The 12,809-nt window shown below is 41.9% G+C and carries 8 protein-coding genes; 6 read left to right on the top strand and 2 right to left on the bottom strand.

All coding sequences use genetic code 11. From position 1 onward, the window contains the following. Window positions 1-32: 32 nt before the first annotated feature. On the top strand, window positions 33-1,559 hold the full coding sequence (locus tag MJ761_RS03025; protein ID WP_093090500.1) for a S41 family peptidase: 1,527 nt from the start codon (window positions 33-35) through the stop codon (window positions 1,557-1,559). A 453-nt stretch (window positions 1,560-2,012) separates the two neighbouring features. On the opposite strand, the gene ppsA is transcribed toward MJ761_RS03025, so the two are convergent. Beyond that, entirely contained in the window at window positions 2,013-4,400 is a 2,388-nt protein-coding gene (gene ppsA / locus MJ761_RS03020) for a phosphoenolpyruvate synthase (protein ID WP_093090502.1), read from the bottom strand. 404 nt (window positions 4,401-4,804) lie between these two features. Here ppsA and ppsR point away from each other — a divergent pair, with 404 nt between their 5' ends. The 4 genes from ppsR (at window position 4,805) to MJ761_RS03000 (ending at window position 9,480) form a co-directional block, all read left to right on the top strand. Then, window positions 4,805-5,626, top strand: a complete 822-nt coding sequence (gene ppsR, locus MJ761_RS03015) for a posphoenolpyruvate synthetase regulatory kinase/phosphorylase PpsR (protein WP_093090504.1) — start codon at window positions 4,805-4,807, stop codon at window positions 5,624-5,626. A 262-nt stretch (window positions 5,627-5,888) separates the two neighbouring features. Beyond that, window positions 5,889-6,659, top strand: a complete 771-nt coding sequence (locus MJ761_RS03010; protein WP_093090506.1) for a gamma-glutamyl-gamma-aminobutyrate hydrolase family protein — start codon at window positions 5,889-5,891, stop codon at window positions 6,657-6,659. Between the two features lie 8 nt (window positions 6,660-6,667). Continuing rightward, window positions 6,668-8,002, top strand: a complete 1,335-nt coding sequence (locus MJ761_RS03005; protein WP_093090508.1) for a glutamine synthetase family protein — start codon at window positions 6,668-6,670, stop codon at window positions 8,000-8,002. 89 nt (window positions 8,003-8,091) lie between these two features. After that, on the top strand, window positions 8,092-9,480 hold the full coding sequence (locus MJ761_RS03000; protein ID WP_093090510.1) for an aspartate aminotransferase family protein: 1,389 nt from the start codon (window positions 8,092-8,094) through the stop codon (window positions 9,478-9,480). Between the two features lie 72 nt (window positions 9,481-9,552). On the opposite strand, the gene MJ761_RS02995 is transcribed toward MJ761_RS03000, so the two are convergent. Then, a complete protein-coding gene (locus MJ761_RS02995; RefSeq protein WP_093090512.1) occupies window positions 9,553-10,257 on the bottom strand; it encodes a class I SAM-dependent methyltransferase in 705 nt (234 codons plus the stop codon). A 160-nt stretch (window positions 10,258-10,417) separates the two neighbouring features. Between MJ761_RS02995 and MJ761_RS02990 the strand changes: the two genes are divergently transcribed. Beyond that, the gene (locus MJ761_RS02990; protein WP_093090514.1) at window positions 10,418-12,358 is read left to right on the top strand and encodes a lytic transglycosylase; all 1,941 of its coding nucleotides are present in this window, start codon (window positions 10,418-10,420) and stop codon (window positions 12,356-12,358) included. Window positions 12,359-12,809 lie beyond the last annotated feature (451 nt).

Below are 12,809 nucleotides of genomic sequence, written 5' to 3'. Positions count from 1 at the left end.
TATCGTCGTTATCAGAAAGAACTACAGAAATAATGGCTAAATCTAGATTAAAAAAAGCTGCTTTATATACCTTAGGTGCTTTCAGTGGCATGATTCTTACGCTGAGTGTACAGGGTTATGCCAATGAAAAGTCTGAGGCTTTACCAGTAAGATCGCTGCATACAATGGCTGAAGTATATGGACAGATTAAAGCCAATTATGTCGAGAATAAAACCGATGATGCGATTCTGGAAGGTGCAATGAAAGGTATGGTCAATAACCTTGACCCACACTCAGAATACCTAACAGGTAAAGATTATACTGACTTACAGGAAAGCACCACTGGTGAATTTGGTGGTTTAGGTATGGAAATCAGTTCAGAAGACGGGCTGATTAAAATTGTGGCGCCAATTGAGGACACACCGGCTGATCGCGCTGGTATTAAAAGCGGAGATTACATTGTTAAAATCAACAATGAGTCTACCCGCAACATGACAGCAACTGAAGCCGTGAAAAAAATGCGTGGTAAACCAGGAACCAGCATTACGCTTACACTGGCACGCAAAGATGAGACCCAGCCTATAGTGGTACACCTGACAAGGGCAATCATCAAAGTTAAAAGTGTGCGCTATAAACTACTGGAACCGGATTATGGCTATGTGCGCATTACTCAATTCCAAGAACATACAGTAAGCTTACTGGCGGATGCCATTAAAAATCTGGAACAGCAGAACAAACAGCCACTTAAAGGTTTAGTACTGGATTTACGAGATGATCCAGGCGGTTTATTAAATAGTGCTGTTGGTGTATCCGCAGTTTTCTTGAAACCCGGAGTAAAGGTAGTCAGCACCAAAAACCGAGATAAAAAAGAAGGAATGGTCTTAAAAGCAATTCCAAAGGATTATGTCGTAAAAGGCAGTGATCCACTAATTAATATATCTGATGAAATGAAGACTATCCCAATCACAGTTTTAGTAAATTCGGGTACTGCTTCTGCTTCAGAAATCGTTTCTGGTGCATTACAGGATTACAAGCGTGCTGTGATTGTAGGTACACAGAGTTTTGGTAAAGGTTCTGTGCAAACAGTTATTCCATTATCCAATGGTGGTGCTGTTAAACTAACTACAGCTTTATATTACACTCCTAATGACCGTTCTATACAGGCACAAGGCATCGTACCTGATGTTGAAGTGAAAGATAAAAACCGCAAATTTGAAAGCCGTGAGGCTGATTTGGGTGGACATCTAAGCAATCCATTGGGTGGCAAGGAAGTTAATGGTGAACTGTTAAGTGGTCAGAAAAAAACTACTCTGCCGCCTACCGCCAGCGAACCTGCCATTCATAATATGGATGATAATGCTGATAAAGCTAGTACCAAGGACACTAAAGCTAGTACGCCAAAAAGTAACAAGAAAAAAGATGAAGATGATTGGCTTGCTCGACGTGAGCCCAACCCAGCTAAAGATGAGCAATTAAAAACGGCTCTTGACTTGGTAAAAGACCCAGTTAAATGGAATCAATCGTTAGGACTTGCGGCCAAAAAACCAGCCAAAGCCACCGATAAAAAAGATAAGAAATAAGCCACCATCTAAAAAAACAGATAGCTTTGCTATCTGTTTTTTTATTACAGTATACGCTTCCAATATTTCATAACCAAAATTCGTTACAAACAGTTATCAGCCATATAACTTATACAGAAAAAATTTCAACAAATTAAATAAGATTTATTCTGAATACACAATAAGATCCTCTGCGCCACCATACAAGTAATATTGCAGCCTTCATTTTCATTGGCTAAATCATTACATTTCTAAAATTCTATTACCCTATATCATATACTGCAAAGCATCTAATTAGCATTATAAGATTTAGATTGTATGTATCAGAAAGGACTAATATCAAATTGGCTAATTAATTCCAGACTATATTTCAGCTGTTTGAAAAGCTAAATGAGTAAAATCAATGCATTCATATATTTATAAAATAAAGGCCGCCATTAAAATAGCGACCTTTATTATAATTAATTGAAAAAATTATTTTTTCAATTCTTTTGCCAGATACAACCAAGTTTCAATCACAGTATCAGGATTGAGAGAAATAGTTTCAATTCCTTCTTCAATCAACCATTTGGCAAAATCAGCATGGTCAGATGGCCCTTGTCCACAAATTCCAATGTATTTATTTAACTTGCGGCAAGCTTGGATTGCCAGACTAAACATTACTTTAACAGCCGGATCGCGTTCATCGAAAGTACCTGCAATCGCACCGCCACTATCACGATCCACACCCAGAGTTAACTGAGTCATATCGTTGGAACCGATAGAGAAGCCATCGAAGTATTTCAGAAACTGTTCAGCCAGTACAGCATTACTTGGCAATTCGCACATCATGATTAGCCGCAGACCATTTTTTCCGCGCTCCAGACCATTGTCTTTCAAAGCTCGCACCACATGTTCTGCTTCTTTCAGAGTGCGTACGAATGGAATCATGATTTCGACGTTAGTCAGTCCCATTTCATCACGAACATATTTTAGCGCTTTACATTCAAGCGCAAAGCAGTCTTTGAAATCATCTGAAACATAACGTGCTGCACCACGGAAACCCAACATTGGGTTTTCTTCATGTGGCTCGTATTTATTACCACCAATCAGATTGGCGTATTCGTTTGACTTGAAGTCAGACATGCGCACAATCACTTTTTTCGGATAAACTGAAGCAGCTAGAGTGGCAACACCTTCAGCAATTTTATCAACATAAAAATCTACTGGAGAGGTATAGCCAGCCATACGATCGGTGATGGTAGCCTGCATCTGCTCATCCTGCTGGTCAAAATCCAGTAAAGCGCGAGGATGTATACCAATCTGGCGGTTAATAATAAATTCCATGCGAGCCAGACCAATACCATAGCCGGGCAAACCAGAGAAGCTGAAAGCCAGCTCCGGATTACCTACGTTCATCATGATTTTGGCAGGGGATTCCGGCATATTGTCTAGCAGTATTTCATTAACATCAACTTTCAATAAGCCTTCATAAACATAGCCTGTATCACCTTCGGCACAGGATACTGTTACTTCCTGACCATCTAGCAAAGCGGAAGTGGCATTACCACAACCCACTACAGCGGGAATACCCAGTTCACGAGCAATAATGGCAGCATGACAGGTTCGGCCACCACGATTGGTAATGATCGCAGAAGCGCGTTTCATTACTGGTTCCCAGTCCGGATCAGTCATATCGGTAACCAGCACATCACCTGGTAAAACCTTGTCCATTTCATCGACGCTTTTAACCAGTCTTACTTTGCCCTGACCCACTTTCTGGCCAATGGCACGCCCTTCAACCAGAACGGCAGATTTATCATTAATCTGGTAACGGCGCAGTATGCGACTACTATTTTCCTGAGATTTTACTGTTTCAGGACGTGCTTGCAGAATATAAAGTTTACCATCGATACCATCACGTCCCCATTCGATATCCATCGGACGGCCATAATGTTCTTCAATAATCAGCGCATACTGAGCCAGCTCAGTGATTTCTTCAGCGCTGATGGAGAATTTCTTCCGCTCAACAGGATCAACATCTACAGTCTGAACTGATTTACCAGCCTGTGCAGCATCGGTGAAAACCATTTTTATCAGTTTTGAGCCCATGGTTTTACGAAGAATGGCCGGACGGCCTGCACGAAGAGTTGGCTTATGGACGTAAAATTCGTCAGGATTGACTGCGCCCTGTACTACCGTTTCACCTAATCCATAGGATGAAGTAATGAATACTACCTGATCAAATCCAGATTCGGTATCCATGGTGAACATTACACCGGATGCGCCTTTATCAGAACGTACCATCCGCTGTACACCAGCCGAAAGAGCAACTACATCATGAGCAAAATTCTTGTGGACACGATAGGAGATGGCTCGGTCATTATACAATGAAGCAAATACATGATGCATAGCTTCCTTGACATTATCATAGCCACTGATATTCAGAAATGTTTCTTGCTGGCCTGCAAATGATGCATCTGGTAAATCTTCAGCCGTAGCAGAAGAGCGCACAGCAACACAAATCTGGTCTGTACCGGCATCAGCCACCATTTTTTCCCATGCAGCCTGTAAATCTGATTCCAGTTCAGGTGGAAATGGGGTATCCATAATCCATTGACGGATTTGTTTACCTACTCTTGCCAATTCGGCAACATTATCGACATCTAGCGCCTTGAGTTCGTTATTAATTCGTTCACTCAAACCTTCGTAGGCAAGAAATTTGCGATAGGCTTCGGCAGTGGTAGCAAAGCCACCGGGAACACGCACACCTTTTTCGGTGAGCTGTGAAATCATCTCGCCAAGAGAAGCATTTTTGCCGCCAACGCTTTCAACGTCAGTCATGCGCAAATTTTCAAACCAGATTACGTTATTACCGGCCATGATGGTTATCCAGTGTGGAGTGGGGAAGTTGAAGACGATCTATTCTAACTAGTCAGGTTTAAAATGTCATGTATTTTTGGCTATTTACCTGCACTTTGTAAGCATAGTTTAGCCTTAGTCAAACACATTTTACCTACAAATTATTGATAGTTTAAGTATTTTAATTATTAACTCGATTTTTAGTTAAAAATACTAATTTAATTGCTTTGCTGGCAATTTAAATTTATCTGAAAATTAGATTACAACTGCATATATATGCCAGAGTAGTGCAAATTAAATGTTATTTTTCTCCAAAACTGTTATTGAAAAAAACCAACACCAGAACATGAGCAAGGGGTAAATTTCATTTACAATAGGACATCCATTTAGTTGTGGCAATTTTTAACTTTAATCGTGTAAATATTATGAAATCAGTACGCCAAGTTTTTTTTGTTTCCGACCGCACAGGAATTACAGCTGAAAGCATGGGACTGGCTTTGCTGAATCAGTTTGACAATATTGAATTCAAATGTGCTACCTACCCTTTTATTGATACAGAAACAAAAGCACAAGAAATTGTTGCTTTAATCAATGAAGCTGCAAAGCTTTGTGATGCCCGCCCGTTGGTTTTTTCAAGTATTGTTGATGAAAATATCCGCACGCTGATAAAAACCAGTGCCGGTTTTCATATGAGTTTTTATGATGCTTTTATTGGCGAACTTGAAGATGAACTGGCCACTGCGGCAAACCACTCGATTGGTCGTACTCATGGTATGCATGATACCGAACGTTATGATAAACGTATGGAGGCCATTAACTTCACTCTAAATCACGATGATGGCATTACCGATCGTGAACTGCAAAAAGCCGATGTGATTCTGATGGGCGTGTCCCGTAGCGGTAAAACCCCCACTTGCCTGTATCTGGCTCTACAATATGGCATCCGTGCTGCTAACTATCCACTTATTCCTGAAGATCTGGAAAGCAACCAATTACCCAGAATGTTACAACCATTCCGGCAAAAACTATATGGATTGACTATTGAAGCTGATCGCTTGCATCATATCCGTTCTGAGCGGCGCCCTGATTCACGCTATGCCAGCCGTGATAATTGCCGGCGTGAAATTTTAATAGCAGAAGAGATGTTCCGTCGTTTCAACATTCCTTATACTAATACGACGCATATGTCTATTGAAGAGCTGGCTGCAAGCATTATTCTGGCAGCGAAGTTACAGCGCCGATTCTGAAGTTGTTTAAACCCATGCATTCTTGCCCCGAGTATTTTGGGGCTTTTTTATTATCAGTCATATTTTGTGTAGTATTCAGTTCAGACAAACAAAAACCGTTCTGCCTCATGTGTAGCAGGCATTTGCTTTCATATTTGATACTCAAAAATTTTTTCGCTTGAGTACTTTAACTTAAGAATTCTTGCCATTTTTTTAACGGCATGGGATTATGCAATACAGTGTTCAGAAATTCTCTTAACTATTAAAACTTTGAGACTGATTTATGCAATTGCGCCCAGTAATTGGAATACCATGTGACGTGAAGCAGATAGGTAAGTTGAATTTCCACGCTGTGGGTGAAAAATACATTCGGGCAATGCAGGATTGTGTTGGTGATGTAATTTTGCTGCCAGCTTTAGCTGACCAAACTGTACTACAGCGATTACTGACACTGGTAGATGGTATTTTTCTACCCGGTTCATATTCCAACATTGATCCACAATGGTATGGCGAAGCTATTATACGCGAGGGAACGCTACAGGATCCTGCTCGCGACCATACTATTTTACCGCTTATCCGCCAACTTATTGACATAGGTATACCACTTCTTGGTGTTTGCCGTGGCTTACAGGAAATTAACATCGCTCTTGGCGGCACACTTCATCAACAACTACAGGAAATCCCCGGTTTTCTGGATCATCGCGAACCAGCTAACCAACCAATTGAAGTGCAATATGATGATGCTCATGTTGTCAATTTGCATGCAGACAGCTTATTAATGAGGTGGCTGGCTACAGGCCAGCAACAATATGCAGTTAATTCTTTACACCAGCAAGGAGTCAAAACTTTAGCACCTGGGCTTAGCATAGAAGCAACCGCACCAGATGGCCTAATTGAAGCATTCAGGATTGATGCCGCACCCTTATTTGGCTATGCGGTGCAATGGCACCCTGAATGGTTGTATGGGCAAAAACCGCTTTCTAGCGCTATTTTTAAGGCATTTCGTGAAGCATGTATGCAATATAAATTGTATAAGCAAAAGGAATCATTTTAAGGTGACTTATGTATGATGGCATTTTTAACTGGCTCAAAGAACATGGTATTACCGAAGTGGAATGTATCTTGCCAGATATTACAGGTGTAGCTCGCGGCAAAATTATTCCCAAAGACAAATTCATATCTGAACCGGATATGCGTTTACCTGAAGCAGTGTTACTGCAAACGGTTACAGGCGAATATCCGCAATCCAGTCTGCTGGATGAAACTGATGCAGATATGGAATTAAAACCAGATCCTAGCACTTTGCGGTTTGTTCCCTGGGCACAGGAACCCACGGCATCACTTATATTTGACTGTTTTTCCCCAGACAATTTACCGGTAGAAACCGCACCACGCAATGTACTCAAACGCATACTGAAACTGTATGAAAATATGGGATTGGAGCCGATTGTTGCACCTGAGATGGAATTTTATTTGATTTCACCCAACCCTGACCCAGATGTACCATTACAGCCACCAATAGGACGTACCGGACGCAGTGAATTCGGCCGCCGCTCCTATGCAGTTGATGCCGTGAATGAATTTGATCCGTTATTTGAAGAAATATACGATTATTGCCACGAACAGAATCTTGAAGTAGACACCTTGATTCATGAAATTGGTGCGGCACAGATGGAAATTAATTTTCTGCACGGCAATGCGCTAGATTTAGCTGATCAGGTATTTCTGTTTAAACGTACTGTACGGGAGTCTGCATTTCATCACAAAATGTATGCCACTTTTATGGCCAAGCCTATGGAGTGCGAACCGGGCAGTGCCATGCATATACACCAAAGCCTGAATGAAGTTAAAAACGGTAATAATGCTTTCAGCAATGCTGATGGCACACCTTCTGAGTTATTTTTCCATTTTATTGCCGGTTTGCAAAAATATCTGCCTCTGACCATGCCATTTTTTGCACCGTATGTGAATTCTTTTCGACGTCTGACTCGTTTTACTGCGGCGCCGACCAATGTAGAGTGGGGTTATGACAATCGTACGGTTGGCTTACGTGTTCCTCGTGCCTGTGCCAAAGGCAGGCGCATTGAAAACCGGCTGGCCGGAGTGGACGTTAATCCTTATCTGGCGATAGCCTGTTCGCTGGGTTGTGGTTATCTGGGGATTAAAGAGCAGCTACAACCACGCGCACCTTTAAGCACTAATGCATATTCCCTGCCCTATCAATTTCCTACCACGCTGGAAGAATCCATAGAACGTATGCGCCAGTGTGAACCCATTCACGAGCTATTGGGACAGCGTTTTGTTGAGATGTACATTGCAGTCAAAGAACAGGAAGTATCTGAATACTTTCGTGTAATCAGTCCATGGGAACGTAAATTCCTGCTGTTACATGTTTGAATCATAAACATGGCCGATTTTCTGCCGGTTGCACTATTTGCAACAAGATCAGCATACAATTTATACCATTTAACAAAGGAGTACTTTATATGACTAAAAAAAACGATACCAAACATGCGGTAAAACATCACCTGCACCCATTTTCGGATAATGGCCAGCTGAAAAAAAATGGTGTGCGCATGATGGTTAAAGCTAAAGGTATTTATGTCTATGATAGTGACGGTACTGAAATCATTGATGGCATGGCCGGATTATGGTGCGTGAACATTGGTTACGGGCGCAAGAAACTGGCTAAAATTGCCAAGAAACAAATGGAAGTGTTACCGTTTTATAACACTTTTTTCAAAACCAGCCATCCGGCCGTAATTAAATTATCTGAGAAACTGATAGAGATTACGCCGGATGAATTTAATCATGTGTTTTATACCAATTCTGGTTCTGAATCAATTGATACCATGATGCGTATGGTGCGTCATTACTGGGCATCAGTAGGACAACCATCAAAAAAAATCATTATCGGTCGCTGGAATGGCTATCACGGCTCAACCATTGGTGGTGCCAGCTTAGGCGGAATGAAAAGTATGCATCAACAGGGTGATTTGCCCATAGCCAATATCGTACATATCGAACAGCCGTGGTATTACGGTTTAGCCAACGACAATGAGAGTGAAGAGGAATTCGGTATCCGTGCGGCTAACTGGCTGGAAGAAAAAATCTTATCCCTTGGCGCAGATAAAATCGCTGCTTTTGTTGGCGAACCCATTCAGGGCGCAGGAGGCGTGATTATTCCTCCAGCAAGTTACTGGCCTCGAATTGAAGAAATATGCAGAAAATATAATATTTTACTGGTATCTGATGAAGTAATCTGCGGCTATGGCCGTACCGGAAAATGGTTTGGCTTCCAAACACTAGGCTTTACGCCTGATATCTGTACTACCGCTAAAGGACTATCTTCTGGATATTTACCTATTGGTGCCGTGCTGGTAAATGATAAAGTCACCGAAGGCCTGCTGGCTGGTGGTGAATTCAATCATGGCTTTACTTATAGCGGACATCCGGTTGCAGCGGCAGTGGCGTACGAAAACCTGAATATACTGGCTGATAAAAATATTATCGAAAAAGTATATACAAAAACCGGCCCGTACCTACGTAAACGCTGGCAGGAAACATTCAGTCAGTTTAAATACGTTGCAGATATCCGAACTGAAGGGCTGATGTGTGGTTTTACGCTGGTAAAAAACCGTGAAACGCGGGAATTTTTTGAGGATTTTGGTACTACAGGTTTACTTTGCCGCGATATTTTTTTCAAAAACAATCTGATTTTCCGCGCCTGTGGCGACCATATAGTAGCAGCACCACCACTGATTATTTCCAAAAAGGAAATTGATACCATGTTATCCATTGCCGCTACCTGTATGCGTGAATTTGAAGAGCTTATGGATCAAAAGCTGAGCCATAACACGGATAGCACAGTCTGACATCCATAGATAACTAAAAGACCTGAGTGAATTCAGGTCTTTTAGTCAGTTCAAAATGATATTTTAATAGTTCTAATCACATTCCAAGCCTTTTAAAGCCACATTGGTTACTGGATTCAGCATGGGATTCACTAGCTGTTGTGTTAAAGTAAGAGAAACAGTCCGCTTAACCAATACCAAACCATATACTGCGGCCAGATGTGGCCACCAGCGATTACCCATGTACTCAATAGTGTTATGGTTTGTTCCGAAGCAGGCTGGGATACCGTAGCCCATAAACTGCCCTTCTTCCAGATACAGACCATAACGCTTCATTCTGTTAACCACTGTACTTGCAGATAAAAGATTTAAAGCTGGCTGGCAATGTATGCTGCGCTGATAAAACAGGCGCCAATAACCCTGAGCATTCAACCCAGTTAGTATGATATGGCCGCCCGGTACCAATACCCTTATCATTTCCGCCAATGCTGCATCATGGCAACATATCGTATCCAAACCATGCGGCCAGATTATTGTATCTATACTCTGGTTCGTCCAAGGTAAAGCTGTATTGTCTGCAACAATGGCCACATTTCCGTCTGCCTGTTCACTTTGTACAAGGTATTGCGAATCTGCGGCAAATACATCGTGAAACTGCCATTGTGACAAACTACATTGCAAAATGGTACCAAAACGCAACGCTGATAATTTATGCCGTATGAACTGCTGTTCAAGCTTGCTCAGATACAAACCAAAAGCATGCTCGCCCAGCCAGCCTTCCAATTGAGGATAACTCATTCACTACACCATCATGTATATTGTTAAATCAACGCCATAGCCGTTTGATTAAATTTATTGCATTTACATCATTACTGTAAAAATAGGGATTTATCCTTGACCGTAAAGAACTTCCTCTTTAGTATTAATATGATTTTGCACAAATTTTACGGTTATACGAATGGCTCAATTGAAGCATATGGTACTGGCACTCACCAGTCTGGTACTAGCTCCCTCTATCTCATTTGCCCAATCTTACACCAGTAATGACATTGGATTATCAATCATGAATCTGAATGCGGCCACCCTTAAGGGGGAGACCTATTCCAATCATGATATCTGGGAACGGATACGTCAGGATTTCCGTATGACTGAAGTCAATCCTGAAATCATTCGCAGACACGAACAATACTATTCAAGCCACGGCAATTACTTCAACCGCACCATTTTGCGCAGTCAGCCTTATTTATATCATATAGTGAATGAGGCAGAAAAACGCCAGATGCCGGCAGAAGTAGCTTTATTACCGTTTATTGAAAGTGCTTTTGTCAGCAAGGCTCAGTCTCGCGTGGGTGCATCAGGATTATGGCAATTCATGCCTAGTAGTGGCCGCCAGTATGGACTGGAACAAACCAACCTTTATGATGGCCGCCATGATGTATATGCTGCTACCGATGCCGCTTTAACCTATCTGCAATATCTGTATAGTTTATTTGGTGATTGGTCGCTGGCATTGGCTGCCTATAACTGGGGTGAAGGCAATGTGGGCAAGGCCATCAAGCGTGCCCAACTGGCAGGCATTGAGCCTACTTATGAAAATCTGCGCATGCCAAACGAAACGCGTAATTATGTGCCTAAATTGCTGGCCGTGCGTAATATAATCGAAAACCCACAGGCATTTGGCATCAATCTGGTGTCTGTACCAAACCGACCCTATTTTGAAGCCATCACCATCGACCAGCCGATTGACATTGATGCTGCTGCCCGTTTAGCCAACATTTCTACTTCCGAATTTTTAACGCTTAATCCGAGTTTCAAGAGTCCGGTATTTATTCCGAAAGAAAACCGCAAAATGCTGCTGCCAATTACTGCGGTAAACACATTTGAGCGTAATTACCGTAATGCAGATAAAAACAGCCTGCTGTCTTGGAATATCTTTAAAGCTTTTGCACCTACCAGTGTGGCAGATTTAGCCGCTCAGACTGGTATGAGCAGTGCAGAAATCAAACGTCTGAATAATCTGAGTAGTAATACCGTACCAACCGGCCGTAGCCTGCTACTCAGCAAAAACACTTTAAATAGCCAGAGTCTGGATTCTTTCAGCAATAGTGATACCGACTCATTACTGAATATTGCTACGGCACAGCCAGTGCTGCCTCCCAGTACATTCATCACTCATCAGAATGTAGCAGTAGCTCAGTCAAACGATGTCGTTAATGATAATCTGGAGACGCCAGACCTTACCCGTACGGCCAAAGTGGCTACAGCCGTGCTTAAAACCGAACAATCAGTACCGGAGAACTCAACAGCTCAGACAGTAACAATGGCTGCAACTACACCAACGCCAACTGATCTGCCTGCACCAGCAGCAGAAAATAATGATGCACTGATGCAAATAGCACAGGATGCTCAATTACAGGCTGCTGCTGCCGCTGCGGTACAAAAAGCTCTGGCACAGGCTGAGCACGAAGAAGCACAGGTTTCCCGTGTAGCTGAAAATCGTTCTGAACGTACTGCGCGCAATATAGTTAATGTTGCCGACAGCCGCCGTAATATCGCTCATAAAGTGAATAAAGGTGATACTCTATTCTCCATTGCCCAGCGCTATAATATCAATGTTGCCGATCTGGTAACAACGAATAATCTGCGTGGCCACAATCTACAGGTGGGACAGGTACTGAAAATCAATACCAATGGTGACAACAAACGCTTAATGGCATCTGTTCGTAAGAGTAATACCAGTGGTAAGGGCAACATTGTTCCGGTATCGTATACAGTTAAAAAAGGAGATACACTTAGCAGTATTGCTCAGCGGCTGAATATCCCAGTGAGCAAATTGCAGAAAGTTCACGGCAAACAGGTATTGCGCCCAGGACAGAAAATCAAACTAACCAATATGTAATATTGGTCAAAACAGTATTATTAAAAACGGGGTTGGAGCATGACGCACCACCCCCGTTTTATTGTTGAACTCTTTTCTGAATAAATACACAGATAGTTTCTGATCCATTAACCATACCAATACACACATACTGATTTAGAATGGCGACAACTTTTGCACCTTCTTGCCAATTCTTTTATACCACGCCAGCAATCTTTACTACAAAATGGATTTTTAACAACAGCTTAGATATTGTCCAGATCGTATTTATAATCTGCTCAAATGGTTTCAAAACTTACGCAATTTTCGCGCAAAAAAGTACAAAAGCTGAATTCCAAATTTTCACCTAGAACACCCGTACTTCGTATATTTCAGCCTTTTATGTATGTGTTACAGAAAGGTTCAAAAGAAAGCACTACCCCACACTGAGCGATTATTTAAGCAATATAATTACTATTATCTTTACCTATCA

It is taken from the genome of Snodgrassella communis (assembly GCF_914768045.1).
Taxonomy (GTDB): domain Bacteria; phylum Pseudomonadota; class Gammaproteobacteria; order Burkholderiales; family Neisseriaceae; genus Snodgrassella; species Snodgrassella communis.
The sequence above is the reverse complement of the archived record's forward strand: the minus strand, read 5'-3'. Positions and strand labels throughout refer to the sequence as shown.